Raw genomic sequence first — 26,486 nt, 5'->3', positions numbered from 1 at the left:
TAATAAAAAGTATTAGTTTTTATAATGAAACACTCCAACGAAAAATTCCCATCTAAAAAAGCGCTACTTTCTTATAACTAAAAAATCATTACGTTTTTCATTAAAGGAATTTAACCATCAAAAAAATCCTTATCCCAGCAAAATCGTGCTACGCTATGCTTTGATAAGGATTTTTATTAACGCCAATAACTTGGCATCATTTTATTTTCATATTGTGTGATGAGTGCTTCATCTTGTAAAGTGATTCCAATTTCATCTAAGCCATTGACTAATTTGTATTTCCAGCTTTCATCTATTGTAAATGGAAATTCAGCGGTGGCAGTTTTAACGACTTGGTTGGGTAAATCAATCGTAATTTCTACTTCAGGTGATAAAGCTGCCAACTTTTTACGTGCTAATTCATCTAATACAATCGGAAGTAAACCATTTTTAGTGGCGTTCATATAAAAAATGTCACTAAAACTACCTGCGATCACTACCTTAAAGCCATAATCCATTAAGGCCCAAGCAGCGTGCTCCCGCGAAGAACCCGAGCCAAAATTATCACCTGAAATTAAGATGGTTGCTGCTTTGTATTGAGGATAATTTAAAACAAATTCTGGATTAGGCGTGCGATCTACTAAGTAACGCCAGTCATCAAAGAGAAATTCACCAAATCCTTTTTTATCGACTCGCTTTAAATAAGTCTTTGGAATAATTTGATCTGTATCTACATTGTTGTTCATAAAAGGAACAGTCTTACCTGTATATACTTTAAATGCTTCCATTAACCAACCGCTCCTTTCACAAGTTTGCGCACATCCACAAAAGTACCATTTAACGCAGCCGCTGCTGCCATCGCAGGACTACACAAATGTGTTCGGGAATTTTTCCCTTGGCGGCCAACAAAATTACGATTTGAAGTGGAAGCACAGTGGACAAATTCCGGTACCTTATCAGGATTCATCCCTAAACACATCGAACAACCCGGCTCACGCCATTCAAAGCCAGCTGCTTCAAATATTTTATCTAGGCCTAATTTTTCTGCCGCATGTTTTACAGGTCGTGAACCAGGGACCACTATTCCAGTCACACCTGCTTTTATTTTTTTACCCGCAATAATTTTAGCGGCCTCTTGCAAGTCAGAAAGTCGTCCGTTCGTACAGGAACCAATGAAAACATATTCTATCGGAATATCCTGAACGTTTTGACCTGGCTGTAAATTCATATAGGCATAAGCCAATGCATCGTTATGATCTTGAATTGGCGGGAATTCTTTGTCAACTGCGACTCCCATCTCAGGATTTGTTCCCCATGTTACAAAAGGCGCGAGACTTGCGGCATCTAATTCTAACAAGCAATCAAATGTTGCTCCTTCATCACTATAAAGTGTTTGCCAATCCTCAATTGCTGCTGCCATATCTTTTGGTGCATATTGACGCTGGGCAACGTAATCAAATGTCTTTTGGTCTGGTGCCATTATTCCGATTTTCGCGCCACCTTCAATTGCCATATTGCAAATTGTCATTCGTTCTTCCATTGATAAATTTGAAATGGTGTCGCCAAAAAATTCAGCGGCATATCCCACCCCAAAATCAGTTCCATATTTAGCAATTAAAGCTAAAATAATATCTTTTGCATAGACTCCAGGTTGCAGCTGGCCAGTTACTTTAATTCCCATTTTTTTAGGCTTTTTTTGCCAGATTGTCTGTGTCGCAAAAACATGTTCGACCTCGCTTGTTCCAATACCAAACGCAATGGCACCAAAAGCACCGTGGGTTGCTGTATGGGAATCGCCACACACAATTACTTTACCTGGTTGTGTTAATCCCATTTCTGGCCCTACCATATGAACAATACCCTGATTTTCAGAACCATTATCACAGAGTTCAATCCCAAATTCCTGACAATTTTGGCGTAGTGTATCAATTTGTTTTTTGGCAATCAGATCACTAATCTGATGAATATTAACAGTAGGCACATTATGGTCCATTGTTGCAAAGACTCGATTTGGACAACGGACGCTGCGTTTGGTTTGTCGTAAGCCTTCAAAAGCTTGGGGCGAAGTCACTTCATGAATCAATTGCAAGTCAACATATAATAATTGTGCCTCTTCTTTCTTGCCTTTAATGACATGGCGATCCCAAACTTTATCAAAAAGTGTCTTTTTCATCTCATTACCTCCCATAAGCTCAAATAATAGAATTTAACTATCACCGCCAAAATTTAACTTTGCATTTTTTTAATCACAGCTGCGGTAAATTCATCGGTTTTAGCATTACCACCTAAATCTGGCGTCACAACGCCTTCATTCATTACCGCAAAGACCGCATCTTCAATTGATTGTGCCATTTTTTCTTCCTGAAAACTTTGACGTAACATTAAAGCCGCAGACAAAATCATCGAAGCCGGATTTGCACAGTTTTTCCCAGCAATGTCTGGAGCTGAGCCATGAATGGGTTCATACAAAGAAACGCCATTTTCACTGTGACTTGCACTTGGTAAGACTCCTAATGTTCCAGGTAAAACAGAAGCTTCATCACTTAGAATGTCACCAAATAGATTTTCAGTAACAATTACATCAAAATCCGTGGGCTGTTGCACAATACGCATAGCACAAGAATCAACTAGCTGATGCTCCAAAGTACAGTCAGGGTAATCTTTAGCAACATCTGTCACCACTTTACGCCATAACTTGCTGGTCGCTAAAACATTGGCTTTATCAACAGAAGTGACTTTTTTCCGTCGTGTTTGTGCTAGCTGAAATGCTTTGTGGGCAATGCGGGCAATTTCTGTTTCAGTATAACGACAAGTATCATAAGCTTTTGTTTCTTGTAGTTGTCTTGGTTCGCCAAAATAAATACCACTAGTTAATTCCCGTACGACAATAAAATCTGTCCCTTTCACAATTGCTTCTTTGACTGGTGACAAAGGTAATAACGCGTCTGGGACACAAATTGGACGAATATTAGCAAATAAGTTTAGTGCTTTTCTTAAAGCTAAAAGTCCTTGTTCTGGGGTTTGTTTAGCTTTTTCCCAAGGAGAGCCTATAGCTCCGCCAATGGCCCCTAATAAAATAGCATCGGCATCATAGCAAGCCTGAAGCGTTGCTTCAGGTAAAGCTTTACCACTAGCTTCAATGCCTGCACCACCAAAAAGTTGATTATTAAATTGAAAATTTTGCCCATAATTTAGTGCAGTAGCTTGCAAAACTGCAATGGCACTCGCCATGATTTCTGGGCCAATACCATCCCCGGCTAAAACTGTAATTTTTTTCATTTCTATTCTCCTCGCCTTAATAAATTATGCTGAAAAGTTTTTCAAACTACCGCTAGCTTGGACATAAGCTTTAGCAGATGCCTCTAAAACATCAAAATCTATCCCAATACCATTAATTCTTTTTTTCGTTTTGGGGCACTCTAAAACAACTCTCACTTGTGCTTGTGCATCTTCACCAGCAGTTAAGGCGGTAATTTCATAACTGACTAAAGTTGGTTTCTGAGAAAAAATCTGGTCAATGGAATTATATATCGCTTGAATGCTACCAGAACCAATTGCAGAGGCAATTTTTATTTGCTCCTCACTATTTTTAACTGAAACAATCGCTCCTTGATGACCATTAGAAACATATTGCAACTGGACTTGTTCCAAATGAAAGGCAGTCTGGGATTGACGATCTTGATCGGCCACTAAAGCTAACAAATCATCATCTGTAACTTGTTTTTTCTTATCGGCTAAATTTTTAAACTGTTTAAATAGTGGCTTTATTTCCTCATCAGCTAAGGTATAACCCAATTCTTGCATTTTGGTGACAAACGCATGACGCCCAGATAATTTTCCAAGGGGCAATGAATTGGTGTTCACTCCAACTAATTGAGGCGTAATAATTTCATAAGTTTCAGGATTTTTTAATACCCCATCTTGATGAATTCCAGATTCATGCGCATATGCATTACCGCCTATCACCGCTTTATTTTGTGGAACAGAAATCCCAGAAAGTCGCGCCACCAAATCACTAGTTCGCTTTGTTTCTTGCAGTTGAATTTTACTTTCACATTGATAAAAATCTTTACGAATATAAAGGGCAACTGCCACTTCTTCTAACGCAGTATTGCCAGCACGTTCGCCAATGCCATTCACCGTACCTTCAACGCGGGTCGCACCATTTTCAATAGCAGCCAGTGCGTTTGCTGTTGCCATCCCCAAATCATCATGACAATGAGAAGAAAAAACAATTTCTTCTGAGCTGTGAATATTGGCCAACAAAAATTTGAATAATGCGCCATATTCTGTGGGGTTAGAATAGCCCACCGTATCGGGAATATTAATAATCGTAGCACCGGCATCAATTGCCGTTTGAACGGCGGTTAAAAGGAATTCTTTTCTAGTACGGGTAGCATCCTCAGGGGAAAATTGAACTTTAGCAAATTTGGTCTTAGCATAACTGACATGTTCTTTAATGGCAGCCAACACTTCTGCTTCTGTCATTTTCAATTTGTACTGCATATGAACATCACTGGTGGCTAAAAAAACATGAATCTGTGGAAAGCGGGCAAATTGAAGCGCTTCATAAGCACGATCAATATCTTTTTTCTGGCAACGAGCTAATCCTGTAACGGTCATCTTCTGAACGGCTTTTGCAATCGCCTTTACTGCTTCAAAATCCCCTACTGATGCAATCGGAAATCCCGCTTCAATCGCATCAATTCCCCATTTTTCTAACTGCAAGGCAATTTGCACCTTTTCTTTGGTATTAAAATTGACACCTGGGGTTTGTTCGCCATCTCGTAACGTTGTATCAAAAAACTGAATTGCCCTCATGATATTTCCTCCTCAATTATGCAATGTTTGACAACTTATCTTCTAAAAAAAATTATAAAAAAAGCATTCCATTAAGGGATTAACCGTTAATGCAATGCGAATAGGACTCTTAAATTACCCAAAGAGTCCTCAGCTATAATAATAAATTCATCATAAATGGAGAAGTTGTCATTTTCATCACCTGCTTGTTTGTTACAAACATCATAAAGCTTGATAAAAACGATGTCAACAGTTTATTCTAAATTTTCTGAATATTCTTTTTTTATTTACTTAAATTCGTTGAAACAAAAAATAATTTATACTAACTTAGCTTGCTAAACTCTTTTTAAATTTCCGAATTTTTTTTAGCGCCCACTCATAATGACTGGCAGTTGCTGAAACAAAATAGCTACCCAAAGTAGTTCCTCCTACCCAAGGAAATACTCCTTTTTCAAATAATTCATCATTGGAAAATTGTTCGGCTAAGTCCATGACCTTTTGATGCGTTGTTTGTACGAGTTCAAAAGCTTCTTCATACGTTGTACTTTGATGTTTCTGCCAAAATTCTAAATTCATCTCCCCATAATTTCTCCAATTATAGCCTGCTTTTAAAAATGGTTTTGCTTCACCTTTTTGATTGGCTTCTACCCATGTCAGTAATAGCTTGTGCCATTCATACAGATGAATCAAAACGTCGCGTAAATTTTTATCCCGCTGCCAATGAGCTTGCTTTTCTTTTTCAACATCAAAAGTAAATGTTTGCCTTAATGCACTTTCCGGCAATGTTTTTAGTAGCGCTACCATTTTGTCATAGGATTGCTCTGAGGCTTGTAGCAACTCTTCTTTATTCGTAGGTCTTGCCATTTTACCCCTCCTTTTGCTTTTTAATATAGAGATTATTTATAACTAGATTCTATTTTATTTTACCGAATAATAGAATGAATTAAAAGAAAAGTCCTGTAAGAAAAAAAACGCTAAGCTCAGTAATAAAACTGAAACTTAGCGTTAAACATTTTGTGCTATTTTACTCTGCAGCTAAAGCAGCCATAGTAATGTAGTTGTAAGGTTGATTGAAGTGTGGCAAGAAGAAAATATCCAATAACTTCAATTCATCAATTGTCACATGTTTACTAATCGCAAGTGAGAACATGTGAATACCCATCGAAATATCTTCAGTAGAAGACATTTGTGCCCCGACGATTCGACGAGAAGATGCTTCATAGACGATACGAATTTTCACGTCACCGTTTTCTTCTTTAATAAAGCCTGGCTTTTGCAAATCTTCATAATCCGTATATTTTACTTCCATGTTGTTCTTTTCAGCAGCTGCAACGGACAAACCAGTTGAAACCATGTTAAAGCCAAAGATTGAAATCCCATTTGAACCTTGAACGCCAGCAGACTCAACTGGTGTGCCACCAATATTGTGACCTGCGACAATCCCAGTTCGTACTGCATTAGAAGCTAGTGCGATATACGTTGTGGCATCTAAAGCGTTCGAATAAATCGTAGCACAATCTCCTACGGCATACACATCAGGATCACTTGTTTGTTGATGACGATCAACTAGATAAGCGCCATTGGCAAAAAGTTCCAAATGATCTTTCCCTAGTTGCGCATTTGGACCAAAACCAATCGCATTAATGACCATATCAACCGGATATTCACCTTTTTCAGAAATAACAGTATCGACTCTTTCAGTCCCTTTATATTCTTTAATTAGTTCGCCAAAGTGTAATTCAATACCATGATCGGCTAAGTTTTTGTCCATGTCATCGGTAAACCATTTGTCATAATAAGATGGTAATGAACGATCAGCAGCATCAAAAAGCAATACATTTTTGCCTCGACGTTTCGCAGCTTCGGCAATTTCAACACCGATATAACCAGCACCTACAACAGCTACTGTTTTCACGCTGTCTTTTGCCATTTCGCGATCAACTTCTTGCCCTTCTTGGAATAATTTCAAAAAGTGAATACCAGCTAAATCATGTCCTGGTACTTTTGGTGAGATGGGGCGTGAACCAGTTGCTAAAATAATTTTGTCATAGCTTTCTTCAAAAGTAGAGCCGTCTTTTTTCTCACAGTAAACGATTTTTTTATTAAAATCGACATCCGTTACTGAAGTTTCCATGTAGATTTTTGCGCCTTTTTCTTCAAAAGCCTCTTTGTTTGTATAAAAAAGATCTTGATAACCATCAATTTGACGGCCAACCCATAACGCAGTCCCACAACCTAAATAACTTAAATTGGTATTACGATCGATCATTACTACTTCTTGATCTGGGTAATTATCTAATAATGTATTTGCCGCTGCAATACCGGCATGGTTGGTTCCGACAATAATTGTTTTTGTCATTTCTAATTCCTCCAATATTTAAATCATCCTTACTACTTTTTTCACAAACTACTCCAAAAAAAGTAAAAAGGAAACTATTCGTGAAACATGCTATTTTCTGTTTCCGTTTACATTTTAGAAAAAAACAAATTGAAAGGCGATTATTCTGCTTGTGAATCGCTAACATTTTATTTATAACAAGAGTTCCCATTCAAACCATTGAAATAATCCGTTTTCAAAATTAGAGCTTTATGAGATGAAATTTTTTTCACAATAATTATTCTAAAAAAAGAAATACTTTTAAGTAGATTGAGGTAATTTTTTTGTCATAATTTGTTTTTATAGTGAGCATTGGCTAAAATGCAAAGTAACAAAAGTTTTCACGAAAGGAGTCTAAAAATGAAACCACCAGCACCTCCGCAACTTCCTTCATTAACATCAGCTGATTTTTTTATTGAAGATGAAGCTTTTTTTGAAGGACAACAATTTGTTTTAGCTGACTATAGCTATTTAACTGCTAAAAATATGATTATCAGGCAAAGTACACTGGAAAAAATTTCACTCCATAAAGCCAGTCTCGATAATTTCGAGGCGAGCAACGTCATTTTTTACAATTGTGATTTTTCCAACATTGAATGGCTCAAAGCTAGTTTTCACCAAGTTGTATTTGAACAGTGTAAACTAACTGGGGCGAATTTTGCCGAAAGTTATTTACGTGACTGCAAATTTCACGATTGTCTGTGCGACTTTACATCTTTTAGCCAAAGTAATTTAAAATTTGTCCAATTTTCACAATGTCGTTTAACAGAAAGTGAATTTTATAACATCAAGTGGCAACACCTAACATTAAGTCAAAATGATTTAACCAGAAGTAACTGGGGGCACACATCGTTAAATAAACTAGATTTTAGCCAAAATGAATTTCAACAGATTTTTTTAGATTATACTGCCTTAAGAGGACTTGTTGTTAACCCACAACAAGCTTTGGTAATTGCTACCAGTTGTGGACTAGTAATTAAAGATTAACTTACTTTATCCGACGCCACATCGCCAAAAGCATCCACACGGATAATCCAAGGCTAATTAGCATTGCAATCGCCCAGCCAAAAACAGAATTAGAAAATGGCAAGGGCACGTTCATGCCAAAAAAGCCGGTAACGATGGTCGGTACAGTTAGTAACAAAGACCAAATGGTTAAAAACTTCATCGTATCGTTTAGATTATTATTTAACAGATTGTTATAGGCACCTGAAAGCTGGTCGATTACTTGTGAAGCTAAATTCGTCATCTCCACCGCTTGTTTAGCCTCAATTAAAGCATCATCCAACTGCTCTTTTTCATTATCATGTAAGCGATGGAAAATACTCAAAGCTCGAATTTGTTGCAACAAAACCGCATTTTGCTTTGTCGCAGTTACCAAATAGACTAACCCAATTTCAAGGTCAGACAGTTCCAGCAAGTTCTTATTCGTGGTGCGTTCTCTTAGTTTTTGATTCAAGCGCATCCTTTCACTATTCACTTCTTCAATTAAAGGAAAGAAAGAATCTGAAATTAAAAAAAGGGTATGAAAAAGCAAACTATATTCGCTTTGATTACTGTTTTTATGCAATAAATTTTCCATCATATCCGTGACATAGCCAGTATGGTCTGTCGTAAATGAAAACAGATGATGTTCTTTAATGATAAATGTCATCGGGCTTGTCTCATAGTGATTATCAGTTTTATGCCGGTGCGGCACATTATAGACTAATAAAAAAGCGTGTTCTTCTGCGTCATACTCCACGCGAGCACGTTCGTTTTTATCTAATGAATAGGTTAGCATCTCGTCACTTAGTTGGTATTTTTCTTGCAACTCTGTCAAGGTCGTAACACTATGGTTATCGACTTGTACCCAAAATGAGGCGCCATTATTAAATTCTCGCTTATGTTCCATTTTTCACCCCGCCTTATCTACTTAGTCTAATTATAACAAAAAACGCTAGAATCCCTACTCATAAGTCTGGATTCTAGCGTTTTTTCCTTTAACCAATAAACTCCATTTGACGAATTTCTGCTAATTTATCATCAATCAATTGAATGACTTCTTTTGCAGCCGCTTCATCTTCTACAAAGTTCAATAAGTCCCCATCAATTTGCAATTTCGGACTTTCATGATAATTTTCAAACCATGCATCATACCGTTGATTTAATTCTTTATAATAATCATATAAACTTGGATCATATTCTAACTGTTCAAAATCACGACCGCGTTTTTTAATCCGAGCCAACATAGTTTCAAAAGAAACTTTGATGTGAACTAACAAATCAGGATGTTTTTTTTGCGCCGCATAAGGCAATTCTTGCATCATATTGGCTAACAATTCATCATACACTTGTACTTCTGTTTCTGTCGCACGGCCTAAATCGGCATTTAAATGAAATAACAATGAATCCTCATAAATTGAACGATCCAACACATTATTTTCATGGCGTAATGCTTGTTTAATACTATCAAAGCGCTTATTCAAAAAGTAGATTTGCAATAAAAACGCATATTTGTTTGGATCTTGATAAAACAGTGGCAAAACTTCATTGTCATCAACTGATTCATAAAATGCCTCACTGTTTAAATGATTGGCTATCATTTCAGTTAAACTTGATTTACCTGCGCCAATGGTACCTGCTAATACAATCACACTCATGGACCTCCAACTCACCTATCACTAAATATTGTGGTTTATCACTACTTGCAACACTATACCCCACAACATTTAGTTACGTCAAATAAGAAAATACTCACCAAAATAGCGACTTATTTGTCAAAATCTAGTTGCCGTGCGGTTTCAAAATTAATCCAAAGCGCTATTAATTATTTTACTTTTAATTAAATTTAGTAAAGACAACTTTCGATATTTTTAGCTTTTAAAAACGTAAATTAAAAAAAGAAGTTAAAAAAAACTCTTAAGAAAAAATTGAAAAGCCTTGAAATTTTTCATAAAGCCTTAACGATTCAGCAAATTTTTAGTAGAATAGACAAGCAGTACATAATTTTCTAATAGAAAAATCAGCAAATATCTTCTAACAGCTAATAAAGACAATAAAACTATTGTTTCTTAAGAGTGAAAAGCGCAATATTTTAAAGTAGACGAAATGAATATTTGCTCGCATGGAACAATTAGCATGCGGAATAGATAAAACTTAAAAAATAAAGTAGAAATGAGGCATTTGCATGAAATCCAGTGGTGAAGGGAATGCCAATGGTAAAATTATTTTGATGGGTGAACACGCTGTAGTTTATGGTGAAGCAGCGATTGCCTTTCCTTTTCAACCAACCCATGTAACAGCTGAAATAACAGACCATCCTTATGATCAATTACGTTCTGGCTATTTTGTTGGTCCTCTTATCAAAGCACCCAAAAGTTTGGAGAATATTAAAACATTGATTCGTCAATTACGGCACGATTTCACTGCTCCTCCTGTGCAAATTACCATTTCAAGTACAATCCCCGCAGAAAGAGGGATGGGTTCTAGCGCTGCCGTGGCGGTAGCGATTACCCGCGCTTTTTTTGATTGGCAAAATTCACCAGTGAGCCATGAAACACTGTTAAAGTATGTGAATTATGCGGAAAAAATTTCTCATGGTAATCCCAGTGGTATCGATGCCGCTGCGACTGCTGGTAGTGAACCAATCTTATTTCAAAAAGGTGCCGCTTTTGAAACTTTTCCTATTAATCTTAGCGCTTTTTTAATTGTCGCCGACACTGGCGTCAAGGGTAAAACACGCCAGACAGTCAAAGCAGTAGCACAGCGCTTTGAACAAGATAAAAAGACCACTAGCGCTTTGATTAAAGAACTTGGTGATTTGACTTTAAAAGCCAAACAGGCGATTTTAAATAATCAAGCCCGTTATTTGGGCGAATTAATGAATGCCGCTCAAAAAAATTTAGCTGCTTTACAAGTAAGCGATCAAACACTAGATAATTTAATTGCTGTAGCCACAAAAAATGGTGCACTCGGCGCAAAATTAACTGGTGGCGGCAAAGGCGGCTGTATGATTGCCTTAGCTGCTGATTACACCACGGCTAAAAAAATTGCTACCGCATTAACTAACCAAGGTGCCAAAGCAACTTGGATTCAAGAATTAGGAGTTTATCAATATGCTTAAAGGAAGTGCCAAAGCACATACCAATATCGCTTTAATCAAATACTGGGGCAAAGCCGATGAAGATTTAATTATTCCCATGAACAATAGTCTTTCTTTGACCCTTGATGCTTTTTATACTGAGACAACGGTCACCTTTTCAGAGGAGTTGACTGCAGATATTTTCTATTTAGATGATGTCTTACAAGATGAAGTGGGGACCAAAAAAATTAGTCGCTTTTTAGATTTAGTTCGTAAAAAAGCTGATTGCCCACTTTTTGCAGAAGTTAAAAGTTACAATCATGTGCCAACCGCTGCTGGTTTAGCATCTTCTGCCAGTGGCTTAGCGGCGCTTGCGGCAGCTTGTAATCAAGCGCTGCAACTAAATTTATCTGACAAAGATTTGTCTCGTTTGGCCCGCCGCGGTTCAGGTTCGGCCTGTCGCAGTATTTTCCCTGGGTTTGTAGAATGGCAAAAAGGCACCAGTGATGAAACTTCTTTTGCAGAACCTGTACCAAGTAGTGGCTGGGAAGATGAGCTGGCGATGATTTTCATTTTAATTAACGATCAAGAAAAAGATGTGTCTAGTCGCGACGGTATGCGTAGAACAGTAGAAACTTCGGCATTTTATCCCGGTTGGTTACAAACGACACCACAAGACTTAGCTAGTGCTAAAATTGCGATTCATGCCCAAGATTTCAATAAACTAGGAGCAATCACTGAAAACAACGCCTTAAAAATGCATGGTACAACTCTTGCCGCTGTGCCACCATTTACTTATTGGTCACCAGATAGTTTAAAAGCTATGAATGCCGTGAAAAAAATCCGCGCAACTGGCCTAGCTTGTTACTTTACAATGGATGCAGGTCCCAATGTTAAAGTCTTATGTCAAAAAAAAGACGTCGCAAAAATTGAAGCAGAGCTGGCAAATTATTTTGAAAAAGAACAATTAATTACCGCTTTTAGCGGACCAGGTATCACGTATTTATAAACATGGGTAACATTAACAGGAGGAATTCAAATGCTTGTGGAAGCTTCGGCCCCAGGAAAACTTTATATTGCAGGTGAATACGCTGTTGTTGAGCCGGGACATCCGGCCATTATTATTGCAGTCGATCAATTTATTACCGTTACAATTACCTCTGCAACCAAAAGTGGCAGTATTCAATCCGCCCAATACAGTGAATTACCAGTAAAATGGACCCGTCGCGGTGGGGAATTGGTTTTAGATATTCGCGAAAATCCTTTTCATTATATTTTAGCGGCGATTAAAATTACCGAAAAATATGCCCGTGAACAAGGTAAAGAACTGGCTTTTTTTGATTTAAAAGTTACAAGTGAGTTAGACAACTCCAATGGTCGCAAGTATGGTTTAGGCTCTAGTGGCGCAGTAACCGTTGCGACTGTCAAAGCGCTAAGTGCCTTTTATGAGTTGCCTCTAACGCCAATGATGACGTTTAAACTAGCCGCTCTTGCCCATTTAGAAGTCCAAGGTAATGGTTCTTGTGGCGATATTGCTGCCAGTTCTTACGGTGGTTGGATTGCTTTTGCAACATTTGATCAGCAGTGGTTAAAAAAGGAACAGCAAAGTGAAAGTATCACTAATTTACTCACCAAAGAGTGGCCTTATCTTACCATTACACCGCTACCAGAAGTCCCTCACTTACGTTTATTGATTGGCTGGACAGGTTCTCCAGCATCGACTTCTGATTTGGTTGATCAGGTGAATGAATCAAGAGCAGACAAGCAAACTTCTTATGAAGAATTTTTAGCTGATAGCAAAACTTGTGTAGAACAAATCGTCACTGGGTTTCATCAGCAAGATATCAGCCTAATCAAACAAATGATTAAAAAAAATCGGCGCCTATTAAATGAACTGACTCAAATCACAGACGTTGTCATTGAAACACCTGCTTTAAAAACATTATGTGATTTAGCTGAAAATTACGGTGGTGCAGCCAAATCTTCTGGTGCTGGCGGAGGCGACTGTGGCATCGTGATTACTGATCAAAAAAGTGGGATTTTACCGTTAATGAGCGTGTGGGAAAAAGCAGGAATTACCCCCTTACCCCTCCACGTTTATCATTACCCAAATCCTACTATAAAAAGGAGTTCCCATGAATCGTAAAGATGAACACATTCGTTTAGCCAAAGCCTTTCATAAAGAAAAAAGCAATGATTTTGATGCTATTCGCTTAATTCATAATCCTTTACCGCAAATTGCTACAAATGATGTTAGTCTACAGACAGCGGTTTTAGACCATGAAGAAGCTTTTCCTTTTTTTATCAATGCTATGACAGGTGGTTCACAAAAATCACAACAAATCAATCACGATTTGGCCCTTATCGCAAAAGAGTGCAATTTGATGATGGCTACAGGTTCTGTTACGGCTGCTTTAAAAGATGAAAGTGTGCAAGATAGTTTTAAAATTGTCCGCAAAGTCAATCCTGATGGTTTTTTCTTAGCGAATATTGGCGCTCATAATGATTTAGAAAATGCCCAAAGAGCGGTGGAATTATTTGGCGCAAATGCCTTACAAATTCATTTGAATGCTCCGCAAGAATTGGTAATGCCAGAAGGTGACCGTGCTTTTGGCGATTGGTTGGATAATATCGCTGAAATTGTAGCAAAATTAGACGTTCCGGTAGTTGTAAAAGAAGTTGGTTTTGGTATGACCAGAGAAACAATGTTGCAATTAATTAGTGTTGGTGTACAAACCATTGATGTCTCAGGCCAAGGGGGAACAAGTTTCACTCAAATTGAAAATGCTCGTCGCCCTAAACGTGAAATGGCTTATCTGAGTGAATTTGGACAATCGACTGCTATTTCATTATTAGAAGCCGCACAAGTCACCCGTTCATTTGAAGTAATTGCTTCAGGTGGGATTCGCAATGCTTTTGATATTTTCAAATCCCTCATCTTAGGGGCAGACACAGTAGGTATTTCTGCTACTATTTTAAATCAACTACTCAGTCACGGTGTAGATGCGACAATTGCCATGATTGAAAGTTGGCAAGAAGATTTAATCTTGCTCTACACGATGGTGGGCAAAAAAAATACCCATGCTCTTGAAACGGTTCCGGTTATTTTTACAGATGAAGTGTGGCAATGGTGCCAAGCACGGGGAATTGATGTTAGAAAATATGCAATTCGCGGGCAAAATGAAATTCCTTTCCGTTTTTAAGCATAAAACGCCAAGCCACAGCTTAGATTTTTTCTAAAAGTGGTTTGGCGTTTTTTTATAAATGACAAGTTAGAAAAGTATGCTTAGCGTTTAAATAAGCGCTTAAAAAATCCTGCTTTTTCAGTAGTATTTTCTTTTTCATGAAGTGGCGTCTTTGTAGCCAAGTCAACTGATATATTGGACTCTTTTTGCAAAGTTCGATTTAACTCAACAATGCCTTTTAAACTTTCATACATACGCCGAATCGCACCTTCTGTTACCTTAAATTGTTCAGCAGCATCACTTTGTTCTGCTGGACTATTTAATTGAGCAAGAATAGCTTGAAGCAATTGCGCTTGTTGTTTTAAAACAGCATTAATGGGATAAGTTTTTAGCTCTGGGGGGCCTATTTCAATGTTTACGTAATCGGTCACTACTGACAAACTTTCAATGTAATCGAGTAAATCGTGTTGAAGTGTGGTGATGGATAAATCTTGAGTGGGGTTTTCAATTCGCTCGACTAATTTTTTTAACAACTCCTGAGATTGCTTGAGCTCTTTTACTTGTGCTAGTACCATCGCTTTTCCTTCTTCCTTTTTCCTTCTTATCTTTAATATTAGGTTACTCCTAAGAAAAGTCAACTACTCTACTACAAACTTAAATTGCAGCTTTATTTTATTAGCATACCGTTACAACTTATACTAACTTATACACTTTACTTTCACGCAAAAAATCCGTCCTAGCTGCTAAGAGGCTAAGACGGATTTTTAACTTACATTTAATTATGCTTTTGCATTGTATGCTTCCACAATGATACCTTTTAATTCAGAAATTAAAGGTTCTTTTGGATTAGCTGTAGTACATTGATCTTCATAAGCAAGTTCAGCCATGCGGTCAACAGTTGTATCCAATGTTTGTTGTGTAACGCCTTGTGCTTTCAAGCTCATATCGATACCAACCGATTTACCTAATTCGTAAACTGCAGTTGCTAATGCTTCGACTAATTCTTCAGTTGTTTCACCTTTAAGACCTAAGAATTTCGCAATATCCGCGTAATCTGTATCTGCACGGAAGTAGTCATATTTAGGGAACATTGCATGTTTTTGTGGATCTTTGGCATTGTAACGGATAATATGCGGTAATAAGATCGCATTTGTACGTCCGTGAGGAATACCATATTCGCCCCCAATTTTATGCGCGATTGAGTGACAAATACCCAAGAACGCGTTGGCAAAGGCCATACCTGCCATTGTAGATGCGTTATGCATTTTTTCTCTTGCATCTGGATCAGCTGTTTTCACTGAATTTTCCAAGTTATCAAAGACAAGTTTGATTGCTTGTAAACTTAAACCACGGGTATAATCAGATGCCATAACAGAAACATAAGATTCAATTGCGTGTGTTAAAACGTCCATCCCTGTATCAGCAGTAACACTTGCTGGCACTGACATAACAAATTGCGGATCGACAATCGCAACGTCTGGTGTCAATGCATAGTCAGCTAATGGATATTTCACATGCGTATCGCTATCAGTAATAACGGCAAATGGTGTTACTTCTGAACCGGTACCTGAAGTTGTTGGGATACATACAAATTGTGTTTTTTCAGGTTTGCCAATTTTGTAAGTCCGTTTACGAATATCTAAGAATTTTTGTTTTGCGCCAAAGAATGAAGTATCTGGGTGTTCAAAGAACATCCACATGCCTTTTGCCGCATCCATTGCAGAACCACCACCAAGCGCAATTACTGTGTCTGGTTGGAAAGCATTAAAGACTTCAAGACCTTTATAAACTGTGTTTGTTGAAGGGTTTGGTTCAACATCTGAGAAGACTTCAATTTTCACATCGTTTTTACGACGAGCTAAAACTTCACGTACTGTATCCGCATAACCAAATTGCACCATACCTGGATCACAAACGATCATGACACGTTCAACGTTTTCCATTTTTTCCAAGTATAATAATGAGTTCTTTTCAAAGTAAATTTTTGAAGGTAATTTGAACCATTGCATATTATTTCTCCGTTTCGCGATAGTTTTAACGTTGATTAAGTTGATCGCAGATACGTTCTTAGAAACAGAGTTACGACCGTAAGAGCCACAACCTAATGTTAATGATGGAATCATTTCGTTGTAAATATTCCCGATACCACCTTCAGCAGATGGAGAGTTTACTAAGATACGGCAAGCTTTCATCTTCAAACCATATTGTAATTGTAAATCTTCATTTTCAGTGTGGATAACCGCTGTATGACCAAGTCCACCTAATTCCAACATACCTTGAGCTAAATCAAAACCATGTTCTGTACTTTGAGCTTTCATCATCGCTAAAACTGGTGATAATTTTTCACGAGATAATGGGTAATCAGCCCCAACACCATCTAATTCTGCGATTAACATTTTAGTGCCTTCAGGAACTTTAATACCGGCTAATTTGGCAATTTCAGTTGCAGGATGACCAACAATTGCAGGGTTAACCGCATATTTGCCTTCGTTCATAACTGCATCTTCTAATTTTTTCAATTCTGATTTTTTCACAACATAACATTGATGTGCTTCAAATTCAGCTTTAACTGCAGCGTAAATTTCTTTATCAACGATTACACCTTGTTCAGAGGCACAAATCATCCCGTTATCAAATGTTTTTGAAACGATAACGTCATTTACTGCACGTTTAATTTTCGCTGTTTTTTCGATATAAGCTGGTACGTTACCTGCACCTACACCTAAAGCTGGTTTACCAGTTGAGTAAGCTGATTTCACCATGCCAGGACCACCAGTTGCCAAGACAATTGCAACACCTGGGTGGTTCATTAATTTTTGCGTTGCTTCAATTGAAGAATGTTCTTTTTCAATCCATTGAATACAGTTTTCAGGAGCACCTGCTGCAATCGCTGCATCACGAACGATACGCGCTGCTTCTTTTGAACATTCTTGCGCAGATGGGTGGAAAGAAAAGATTACTGCATTAGCAGTTTTCAATGAGATCATTGCTTTAAAAATAGTAGTTGAAGTTGGGTTAGTTGTTGGAACAACTGCTGCAACGACCCCAACAGGACCTGCAACTTCGATTAGACCTTTTTGTTTGTCTTCGCCGATTATGCCAACTGTTTTATCATGTTTAATTGAGTTCCAGATATATTCTGAAGCATACATATTTTTGATTGCTTTATCTTCGACAATCCCACGGCCAGTTTCTTCAACTGCCATTTTTGCTAAAGGCATATGTTTGTCTAAAGCAGCCATTGCCATTTCATGTACGATTTTATCTACTTGTTCTTGGGTAAAGTTTTCCATTTGTTTTGCAGCTTCATTTGCTTTTGCTGCTAACTCGTCGATTACTACATCTGTATTGATTACTTTAACTTCTTTTTCCAATGTCTTAGCCATTGTGTTCCTCCTAAAAGTTGGGTAATTTTCTTTGTTAACCATTTCACATACAGAACTATACACTATAATTTTTAGCTTGTAAATAGTTTTTGTGATTTTTTTCACAGTTTTTTTAAATTAAATTTTGCCTTGTTCTAAAAGCATTTTTACAACCCTTGATTTAAAAACAAAGAAAGCAGTTACAAAGTTTTTATAACTTTATAACTGCTTTAAAAATATTTTTTATTATCTTAAGTAAAATGATAATAGATTAATTATAACTTAAGTAATTTTTATTCTTAGTAACCCTAATTAGACATTCATTTATTCGTGCACTAGTTTACAAAGATAAAGCAACACCCTAAAAGACCTCAAAAATTTTATCTAACTAATGGAAAATTTTTAGTCAAAAAAATCCTGCAAAAAGCAGGATTAGTCTTTGTCACTATTATCTTCAGTATCAGTAGGGTTAGAAACTAAATCTTCAGTTTTAACTTCTGTTACTGTATCGTCCACTACTACTGATTTCCCAGGAGTAATTGATTTGATGGCTTGTTTATCAAAAACAAGAAATACACCTTCACAATCAATTGTGACTGTTTTGTTCGTATCGTCAACTTCAGCCAAAACACCATGCAAGCCGCCGATTGTGACAACTTCATCACCTGGTTTCATTGCGTTTAACGTATTTTGACGTTCTTGTTGTTGTTTTTTGGTTGAACGTGACATAAACCACATCGCTCCTAACAACACTACGAACATAAGAATTGTTGGTAAGCCGCCCATTTTCTTCACCTCGTTTAATTTAATTCACAAGAATAACTTTAACAAAGATTCTTTACTTAAACTAGTTTTTTCTATGAATTTTAAAAACTTTTCGCATTTTCTTTATTGTAGCCATATTCTTCAAAGAAAGCTTGGCGGAAATCCAACAAGTTATCATCCATAATCGCTTGGCGAACTTGTTTCATTAAGTTTAATAAGAAATACAAATTATGATACGTGGTTAGGCGAATCCCAAATGTTTCATCACAATGAATCAAGTGACGGATATACGCACGACTATAATTACGACAAGTATAACAATCACATTTTTCATCTAGCGGTCTAAAGTCATGGGCAAATTTAGCATTTTTGACAACCAGACGGCCTTTAGAAGTCATACATGTACCATTGCGAGCAATTCTTGTTGGTAAAACACAGTCAAACATATCAATACCACGAATTACGCCGTCGATTAATGAATCGGCAGCACCCACACCCATTAAATAGCGAGGTTTGTGATCAGGAATTAGTGGCGTTGTGAAATCTAAGACACGATTCATTTCTTCTTTTGGTTCCCCAACCGATAAGCCACCAATTGAATAACCAGGAAAATCCATACTGATTAAATCTTTGGCACTTTGACGTCTTAAATCTTCAAAGCCAGCCCCTTGAATAATTCCAAATAAACCTTGGCGATCAGGATTAGCATGAGCTTCTAGTCCTCTATAGGCCCAACGTGAAGTACGTTCAACTGATTTTTTAACATAATCATAACTTTCATCAAAAGGTGGACATTCATCAAAGCTCATCATAATATCTGAACCTAATTTATTTTGAATATCAATCGCTTTTTCCGGTGATAAGAAAAGTGGTGCCCCATTCAAATGGTTTTTAAAATGCACGCCTTCTTCAGTAATATTACGCATATCAGCTAGTGAGAAAACTTGAAAACCACCTGAGTCTGTTAAAATAGGTTGATCCCAATTCATAAATTTGTGTAAGCCGCCTGCTTCTGCGACTAAATCTTCACCCGGGCGTAACCATAAATGATACGTATTACTTAAAATTACACCAGCACCCATTTCTTTTAACTCTTCTGGTGCCATAGTTTTAACTGTCGCTAGTGTTCCCACCGGCATAAACATCGGTGTTGGAAAAGTTCCATGCGGGGTAATTAATTCACCCAGGCGTGCGCCAGTATGTTTTTCTTTTTTAATTAAACGGTATTTGATGGCAGGTTCTTGCGCCATTTTACTCCCTACTTTCTACTTTGTTCTGTGTAGCTTCAACCATCATAAAGGCTAGGGGAAAAATTTGCAAGGTCATAATTTTGACTGTTATTTTCTTTTAATAAATGTCCCTTTATTCAGCAAAAAAACAGCAAAATCCCTATAAATTCTTGTAATTTCCAAAAATTAAAGTTTTTGTTATACTGAAGCTACTTATAAAAAGGAGTTGAAAAAATGAAATCATCTGGTGAATTAAAGTTAGAAGCCAAACAAATGTTACAAGGCCGCTGGAAAGATGCGGTTTTAATGAACTTGATTCCAACTGTAATTGGCATTGCCATTGCCGCAATTATCTTAATTCCTCTTATTGCCATTATCGGTGGAGTTGCAATCTTTAGTCCTGATACATTAGATACTGTTTCAAATGGGATTAACAGTAATGGGGATGTTTCTTGGACAGCCCAAATTGGCAATCAAGGGGGCGGTATTCTTAGTGGACTATTAACGACTATTTTTGTTTCTGGAATGTCTTGGACGTTTTTAGACATTTATCGGGGGAAACGGGTCGACATTCATCCTTTAAGCGACGTTTTTCGCGCTTTTAAGAGTCCCTTTTTAGTAGGTGTGGTCTGTATTTACCTACTTTCAACCATCTTCATTGGCTTGTGGTCATTGCTGTTTTTGATCCCTGGTATTATTAAAAGTTATTCTTATGCCCAAGCAAACTTTATTTACTACGACATTTTAGAAGGTACTGGTCAAAAACCAGGATATCTCGAATGTATTACTGCAAGCCGCCGTTTAATGAATGGCTATAAAGGTCAATTATTCTGGTTAGATTTAAGCTTTATTGGTTGGCACATTTTAGCAGTCTTAACTTGTGGTATTGGCTATCTATGGTTAAATCCTTATATTTACGCTACAAAAGCCGCTTTTTACAATAATTTGCCAAATGAAGCTGAAACATTTTAATCACTAAAAAGTATTGAAATAAAAAGGCCTAATAAATGCTACTTAATTGTGTGTCTTTTACTTAGAAAAGGAGCTGTGACAAGACTGTCACAGCTCCTTTAGTATTTCATTATATGCTTCAAAAAAAGTTTAGTCTTCTTCTGTTGAAAAATGGAACTTAATCATTTCATTTACAAAGACTGGTATAATCGATAAGATGGCCACTAAGAACCAGTGATTTAAACTAATATGAACTAAGTTAAATAAGCCTTGAGTAAATGGTAACAACGCAATTGCCGTCGTAATCAAAATTGCCAAGACCGCCATTTCAAAAAGTGATTTATTCGATGATAATTTCACTTGGAAAATGGAACGACTACTGCGAACATTAAAGACGTGGATAATCGATGAATAAGCCAAGACTAAAAAGGCAACAGTTTGGCCCACTTCTGGACTTGCATCAACCCAAGGACTGACACTATCCACAAAAGAACCTAAATAATAACCAAAAAGAGTGACGATAGTAAAAATACCGGCATTTACCGCAATTTTCTTCCATAATCCCCGTGCAAAAATTCCCTCATGTGCTGGAATTGGCGGCTCATTCATGATGCCAGCTTCAGCTGGTTCTCGCCCTAAAGCAAACCCAGGTAATCCATCAGCGACGACGTTAACAAATAATAGTTGTACCGCACTAAATGGTGCCCCCCAACCAATTAACATCGCGATTAAGACGATAAAAATTTCGGAGATATTACAACTTAATAAAAAGTTGATGGCTTTGCGAATATTTTGATAAACAGTCCGACCTTGGGCCACGGCATCAACAATTGTTGCAAAGTTATCATCTGTTAAAACAATATCGGCGGCTCCTTTGGCTACGTCTGTCCCAGTAATTCCCATCGCACAACCAACATCACTGGCATTTAATGCTGGCGCATCATTGACACCATCACCTGTCATGGCTACTACAGCACCCGTTCGCTGCCAAGATTTTACGATTCTAATTTTATCTTCTGGTGTTACGCGGGCATAGACGGTCAAATCTTTTACTTTTCCATCTAATTCTTCATCTGTTAATTTTTGTAATTGTGAACCAGAAATTGCTTGATTTTTATGACTTAAAATACCTAATTCTTTAGCAATCGCACTGGCTGTAACCACGTGATCGCCTGTAATCATCACTGTTTTGATGCCTGCTTTACGCGCTTTTTTAATTGCTCCTTTACTTTCTGGTCTTGGTGGATCAATCATACCCACTAAGCCGAGTAAGCGTAAATCTTGTTCTAAATTTTCAGAAGTAATTTCAGTTGGTTCTGCTTCAAAGACACGGTATCCAACCGCAATCACCCGCAATGCTTTTTTACCGAAACGATCATTGACAACTTGGGCACGCTCCACATCCCCATAATGAAATCTTGGCATTAAGACATCAAAGGCACCTTTGGTAACAGAAAGAAACTTTTTATTTCCCATCTTATGAACAGTGGTCATCATTTTCCGTTTTGAATCAAATGGTAATTCTGCCACCCGTGGATACTCTTCATCCAATTCTTTTTTGGTGTGATAATTTTCTTCAATTGCGCGCACAATGGCAACTTCTGTTGGATTTCCTTTCACAACTACTTCGTCATCTTCGCCTTTTTCTACAATAACGTCTGTACAAAGACTGGCGATTTTTAAAACTTCCATCGCTTCATCAGTCATACCGTCTTCAACATCTGTTACTTCATCACCGCGAGACCAAACACGGCGAACTTGCATTTTGTTTTGCGTTAAAGTCCCTGTTTTATCTGAACAAATTACACTAGCAGTACCAAGTGTTTCCACTGCTGGTAAACGTCTAATAATGGCATTTTTCTTTGCCATTTTCTGCACACCATAAGCCAATGTTAAGGTAACGATAACCGTTAGTGTTTCTGGAACGGCGGCAACAGCTAAAGAAACAGATGTCATAAACATTTCTAAGAGCGGTTCATTTTGTAAATAGCCAATTAAAAAGACTAAAGCGGCAGCGACTAAAGCAATTAAGCTGATTCGTTTCCCTAATTGGTTTAAACGTTTTTGTAACGGTGTTAAAGATGTACCAGAATCACTTAATAAACCAGCAATTTTACCCATTTCAGTGTCCATACCTGTACCGGTTACAATCGCTTGTCCACGACCATTGACCACCGTACACCCTTTAAACACCATATTTTGTTGATCACCTAATGGTAATTCTTCTTCACTAATAAACTCAGCATCTTTTTCTACCGGCTCACTTTCCCCGGTCAACGCAGACTCCTCAATTCGCAATTGGGAAGCTTGCGTTAAACGAGCATCCGCCGCAATCATAGCTCCGTTTTCAATCACCAATAAATCGCCTGGCACTAATTCATCGGCATCGATTTCTTTTTGCTGTCCATCACGAATGACCGTAGCCGTTTGTTTATTCATATCTTGCAATGCACTGAGCGCTTTTTCAGCATTTCCTTCTTGGACAATCGTCAAAACAGAATTAATTACAATAATCGCAATAATCAATATTCCTTCAAATAAATCACCATGTTCAGTGGCAATAGCGGTATAAAATGAAATAATCGCCGCCACTATTAAAACTAACGTGGTAAAGTCCGTTAAACTGAGTAAAATCTTTTTCACCATGGAATCTTTCTTCTCTTCAGCAAAACGATTCGGCCCGTACTTTTCATATCTTTTTTGGGCTTCTTGATTGCTAAGACCAGCTTTAGTTTGTGAAGAAAACTCCTCCACTATTTCATCTGCTGTTTTTTTATAATAGTCCATCATCTTCTCTCCCTTTAATTTAATTCATAATTTAACTATAACATACGATTTTTTAAGACCACAAACTATATGCGGTTTTTTCACAATTGTTCAAAAAATATTCACAATTAACGTAGGAAATTTTATTTTATAAAAGGAGAGTTTATTGCTTGTAAGCGCTTTTATATCGTGCTATACTATTGGTGTAAGGAAGGAAGATATTTGTTGGAAAGGAGATCTCGAAAAGAAGAAAAATTAAACAAGCTAAAAGTTGTTCGATGTACAAGATTCACCTAGATTTATATGTGTGAAGTAAAAAATTATAAATAGTGAATGCGTATTAGAGGTTGAAATTTAACACAACAAGTAGTAAAAAATAATACGTAACAATTAAACAATTATAAATTACAAGATTACAAGTGAATAGCAACAAGAATCACATGTTTTAGTGTAGAAAATGTAGTGAAAACAAAATTTTATGTTTAACACAAGAGATTGGTACTTTGCATATATAAACTGCAAATAACCCTTTTCAACAAATCCTTCCATGATATAAAAGAGGATGGGCACTCGAGAGCCCATCCTCTTTCTTTTTGTTCTTATTCATCAAAACTCTAAAAGCATCATATACGCTTATTAGCGCAATTCATTTTTTAGTTTTTTGTTGCGGTAATTTACTTACCATTAAAAACAGCTTAGTTAGGGTTACAATTTATTTTACAAACATCGCATCGCCAAAACTAAAGAAGCGGTAGCGGGCTTCAATCGCATGTTGATAAGCCGCTAATGTTAATTCACGTCCAGCAAAAGCACTGACTAACATTACCAAAGTTGATTTTGGCAAATGAAAATTGGTGCTAAAGGCTTGCACAATTTTAAATTCGTAACCTGGGGTGATAAAAATATCTGTCCAACCACTATCGGCTTTAATTTCACCATCGAATTTGCTGCCAATTGTTTCAAGCGTACGAATCGAAGTGGTACCGACTGCCACAATTTTACCGCCAGCAGCTCTTACTGCATTCAACTCTTGTGCAGCTTCTTCTGTTAAACGGTAAAATTCACTATGCATTTGATGTTTGGAAATATCATCAACGCTGACTGGTCTAAACGTCCCCAGTCCCACATGTAAAGTTAAATAAACTAACTTCACTCCTTTAGCTTCAATTGCAGCTAATAATTCTGGCGTAAAATGTAAGCCCGCTGTTGGCGCTGCCGCTGAACCATTTTCTTTGGCATAGACAGTCTGATAACGATCTGGATTTTCCAAACGTTCTTTAATATAAGGTGGTAGCGGCATTTCCCCTAATGACTCTAAAATTTCTAAGAAAATCCCATCATACTTAAAAGTAATAATTCGTCCGCCGTGTTCTAATTCTTCTTCTACAACCGCTTTTAGCCGGCCATCACCAAAAACAATTTCTGTCCCCACTTTTGCTCTTTTGGCTGGTTTAATTAGGGTTTCCCATGTATCACCTGTCGTATTGGTTAAAAGAAGAACTTCTAAATGACCACCCGTATCCGGTTTTTCACCATGCAAACGCGCTGGTAAAACGCGCGTATCATTCATAACTAAGGCATCGCCAGGATTTAATTCATCAATAATATCGCTAAAATGTCGATCTTCCATTTCACCAGTTTGTCGATCTACCACCAATAAACGAGAACTAGAACGCTTTTCCAATGGTGTTTGCGCAATCAGTTCTTCAGGCAAATCAAAATCAAAATCTTCTGTTGTTAACATTTTTACCACTCTTTTCCTGAAATTGTCTTTTGTATTTTAACACTTTTTATACTACTTGACGATGAATGAGACACATTACTTGCTGAAAACTTTTTTAGTCGTTAAACTTACATAAAGTAAGAAAAACAGTGCGATTCTCCGCGCCGATTTTTTCTAATTTCAAAAAGAGGTGTCTTTTATGCCAGCGTTTCATCATATTTCATTATTAACGAAAAACCGTCAGCAAAATGTGGCGTTTTATACCCAACTATTGGGGATGCGCTTTGTTAAAAATACCGTTAACCAAGAAAACACCCGTATGCTCCATTACTACTACGGTGATTATACTGGTAGTCCTGGTAGCGTTGTTACATTTTTCATCGTGCCTCACTTAGGACAACGGTATGACAATGATCATTTTTTAGCCACAATCGGCTTAAATATTCCAGCTCATAGCTTAAACTATTGGTATGAACGATTAACCAATGCTGGTGTTACTGTCACAAAACAAGAAAACCAATTATTTTTTAACGATCCAGATGAGGTGGCTATTATTTTAACTGAAGTTACAGAAGGTCCCCTCAAATCTGAATTACAAGTTCAAAATGATGTCCCAGGCGATAAACAAATTTTAGGGCTTGCTTCTACTCAACTACATGTTTCTGATCCTAAAGCAACGGCTGATTTTTTTAAGCGCTATTTAGATTGGGATGTTATAGATGGCAAAATAAACTTAAGTCAAAATGAACACTTAGAACTTTATCAAACTGAAACAATCGAAAAAATGCGAATGGGCCGGGGTGCTATTGATCATGTGGCATTTGCTGTTAAAGATGATGCCGCTTTAGAAGATTTATATCAAAAAGCCCAAGCACAAAATTGGCAAATTGAAGAAATCATCTCACGGGGCTATTTCAAGAGTCTTTATATTCGCGAACCTGGTGGTAATCGTTTAGAGTTTGCGACCATGTCACCTGGCTTTACGATTGATGAACCATTAGAAACGTTAGGAGAAAGTTTTGCCTTACCACCTTTTTTAGCCGCTAAACGGACTGAAATTGAAGCCAACTTGTATCCAGTCGACTAGATAATTCCTCATTTTACACGACACGCTACTAAGCTATCATTAGTAGCGTGTTTTTTGTTCGATAAAAAAAGCGTTATCAATTTTTCTAACAAACAGAAATTTTTCCAAAAACATGCGTATTATTTGTCATATCCTTCATTTACTTACATACTAGTAGTGATACATAACTGGGAAAATGATGAAGAGGTGAAGTAAA

At 37.2% G+C, this 26,486-nt stretch carries 21 protein-coding genes; 7 read left to right on the top strand and 14 right to left on the bottom strand.

The window, feature by feature from the left end; genetic code table 11:
• Positions 1–176 precede the first annotated feature (176 nt).
• From leuD to nox, 6 genes are all read right to left on the bottom strand, one after another.
• Positions 177–767: a 3-isopropylmalate dehydratase small subunit gene (gene leuD / locus RU96_RS09275; RefSeq protein ID WP_071865258.1), complete on the bottom strand. Its 591-nt coding sequence runs from the start codon at positions 765–767 to the stop codon at positions 177–179.
• Positions 767–2,152 carry a 3-isopropylmalate dehydratase large subunit gene (gene leuC, locus RU96_RS09270; protein WP_071865257.1) on the bottom strand — a complete coding sequence of 462 codons (1,386 nt, stop codon included), beginning with the start codon at positions 2,150–2,152 and terminating at the stop codon, positions 767–769. The genes leuD and leuC overlap by 1 nt, the downstream gene beginning before the upstream one ends.
• A gap of 53 nt (positions 2,153–2,205) precedes the next feature.
• Positions 2,206–3,258: a 3-isopropylmalate dehydrogenase gene (gene leuB, locus RU96_RS09265; protein ID WP_071865256.1), complete on the bottom strand. Its 1,053-nt coding sequence runs from the start codon at positions 3,256–3,258 to the stop codon at positions 2,206–2,208.
• Between the two features lie 24 nt (positions 3,259–3,282).
• Positions 3,283–4,800, bottom strand: coding sequence for a 2-isopropylmalate synthase (locus RU96_RS09260; RefSeq protein WP_071865255.1), 1,518 nt, complete (start codon positions 4,798–4,800; stop codon positions 3,283–3,285).
• 306 nt (positions 4,801–5,106) lie between these two features.
• Entirely contained in the window at positions 5,107–5,643 is a 537-nt protein-coding gene (locus tag RU96_RS09255; RefSeq protein WP_071865254.1) for a ClbS/DfsB family four-helix bundle protein, read from the bottom strand.
• A gap of 160 nt (positions 5,644–5,803) precedes the next feature.
• Positions 5,804–7,138, bottom strand: a complete 1,335-nt coding sequence (gene nox / locus RU96_RS09250) for a H2O-forming NADH oxidase (RefSeq protein WP_071865253.1) — start codon at positions 7,136–7,138, stop codon at positions 5,804–5,806.
• Positions 7,139–7,516: 378 nt separating this feature from the next.
• On the opposite strand from nox, the gene RU96_RS09245 reads away from it, so the two are divergent.
• Positions 7,517–8,143, top strand: a complete 627-nt coding sequence (locus RU96_RS09245; protein ID WP_071865252.1) for a pentapeptide repeat-containing protein — start codon at positions 7,517–7,519, stop codon at positions 8,141–8,143.
• 1 nt (position 8,144) lies between these two features.
• Here the strand turns inward: RU96_RS09245 and RU96_RS09240 are convergent, their stop codons facing one another.
• Positions 8,145–9,050, bottom strand: a complete 906-nt coding sequence (locus RU96_RS09240) for a magnesium transporter CorA family protein (RefSeq protein ID WP_071865251.1) — start codon at positions 9,048–9,050, stop codon at positions 8,145–8,147.
• An 88-nt stretch (positions 9,051–9,138) separates the two neighbouring features.
• Positions 9,139–9,798 carry a deoxynucleoside kinase gene (locus tag RU96_RS09235; protein ID WP_180708244.1) on the bottom strand — a complete coding sequence of 220 codons (660 nt, stop codon included), beginning with the start codon at positions 9,796–9,798 and terminating at the stop codon, positions 9,139–9,141.
• Positions 9,799–10,325: 527 nt separating this feature from the next.
• On the opposite strand from RU96_RS09235, the gene mvk reads away from it, so the two are divergent.
• From mvk to fni, 4 genes are read left to right on the top strand one after another with little or no spacing between them, the layout of a single operon-like run.
• Positions 10,326–11,261 carry a mevalonate kinase gene (gene mvk, locus RU96_RS09230; protein WP_071865250.1) on the top strand — a complete coding sequence of 312 codons (936 nt, stop codon included), beginning with the start codon at positions 10,326–10,328 and terminating at the stop codon, positions 11,259–11,261.
• On the top strand, positions 11,254–12,228 hold the full coding sequence (mvaD, locus tag RU96_RS09225) for a diphosphomevalonate decarboxylase (protein WP_071865249.1): 975 nt from the start codon (positions 11,254–11,256) through the stop codon (positions 12,226–12,228). Before mvk ends, mvaD begins: the two co-directional genes overlap by 8 nt.
• A 30-nt stretch (positions 12,229–12,258) precedes the next feature.
• The gene (locus tag RU96_RS09220; protein ID WP_071865248.1) at positions 12,259–13,365 is read left to right on the top strand and encodes a phosphomevalonate kinase; all 1,107 of its coding nucleotides are present in this window, start codon (positions 12,259–12,261) and stop codon (positions 13,363–13,365) included.
• Positions 13,355–14,422, top strand: coding sequence for a type 2 isopentenyl-diphosphate Delta-isomerase (fni, locus tag RU96_RS09215; RefSeq protein ID WP_071865247.1), 1,068 nt, complete (start codon positions 13,355–13,357; stop codon positions 14,420–14,422). Before RU96_RS09220 ends, fni begins: the two co-directional genes overlap by 11 nt.
• Before the next feature lie 83 nt (positions 14,423–14,505).
• On the opposite strand, the gene RU96_RS09210 is transcribed toward fni, so the two are convergent.
• The 4 genes from RU96_RS09210 to tgt form a co-directional block, all read right to left on the bottom strand.
• The gene (locus RU96_RS09210) at positions 14,506–14,979 is read right to left on the bottom strand and encodes a hypothetical protein (protein ID WP_071865246.1); all 474 of its coding nucleotides are present in this window, start codon (positions 14,977–14,979) and stop codon (positions 14,506–14,508) included.
• 204 nt (positions 14,980–15,183) lie between these two features.
• The gene (adhE, locus tag RU96_RS09205) at positions 15,184–17,790 is read right to left on the bottom strand and encodes a bifunctional acetaldehyde-CoA/alcohol dehydrogenase (protein ID WP_071865245.1); all 2,607 of its coding nucleotides are present in this window, start codon (positions 17,788–17,790) and stop codon (positions 15,184–15,186) included.
• A 411-nt stretch (positions 17,791–18,201) separates the two neighbouring features.
• Positions 18,202–18,555, bottom strand: a complete 354-nt coding sequence (yajC, locus tag RU96_RS09200) for a preprotein translocase subunit YajC (RefSeq protein ID WP_071865244.1) — start codon at positions 18,553–18,555, stop codon at positions 18,202–18,204.
• 80 nt (positions 18,556–18,635) lie between these two features.
• A complete protein-coding gene (tgt, locus tag RU96_RS09195; protein ID WP_071865243.1) occupies positions 18,636–19,784 on the bottom strand; it encodes a tRNA guanosine(34) transglycosylase Tgt in 1,149 nt (382 codons plus the stop codon).
• Between the two features lie 213 nt (positions 19,785–19,997).
• On the opposite strand from tgt, the gene RU96_RS09190 reads away from it, so the two are divergent.
• Positions 19,998–20,735: a DUF975 family protein gene (locus RU96_RS09190; protein WP_071865242.1), complete on the top strand. Its 738-nt coding sequence runs from the start codon at positions 19,998–20,000 to the stop codon at positions 20,733–20,735.
• A gap of 129 nt (positions 20,736–20,864) precedes the next feature.
• Here the strand turns inward: RU96_RS09190 and RU96_RS09185 are convergent, their stop codons facing one another.
• On the bottom strand, positions 20,865–23,501 hold the full coding sequence (locus RU96_RS09185; protein ID WP_095006586.1) for a cation-translocating P-type ATPase: 2,637 nt from the start codon (positions 23,499–23,501) through the stop codon (positions 20,865–20,867).
• A 691-nt stretch (positions 23,502–24,192) separates the two neighbouring features.
• Positions 24,193–25,224: a tRNA preQ1(34) S-adenosylmethionine ribosyltransferase-isomerase QueA gene (gene queA, locus RU96_RS09180; protein ID WP_071865240.1), complete on the bottom strand. Its 1,032-nt coding sequence runs from the start codon at positions 25,222–25,224 to the stop codon at positions 24,193–24,195.
• A gap of 178 nt (positions 25,225–25,402) precedes the next feature.
• Between queA and RU96_RS09175 the strand changes: the two genes are divergently transcribed.
• On the top strand, positions 25,403–26,290 hold the full coding sequence (locus tag RU96_RS09175; RefSeq protein ID WP_071865239.1) for a VOC family protein: 888 nt from the start codon (positions 25,403–25,405) through the stop codon (positions 26,288–26,290).
• Positions 26,291–26,486 lie beyond the last annotated feature (196 nt).

The sequence above is a fragment of the Enterococcus canintestini genome, assembly GCF_001885735.1.
Lineage (GTDB): Bacteria > Bacillota > Bacilli > Lactobacillales > Enterococcaceae > Enterococcus_C > Enterococcus_C canintestini.
This window is presented reverse-complemented; position numbering and strand designations above follow the sequence as displayed.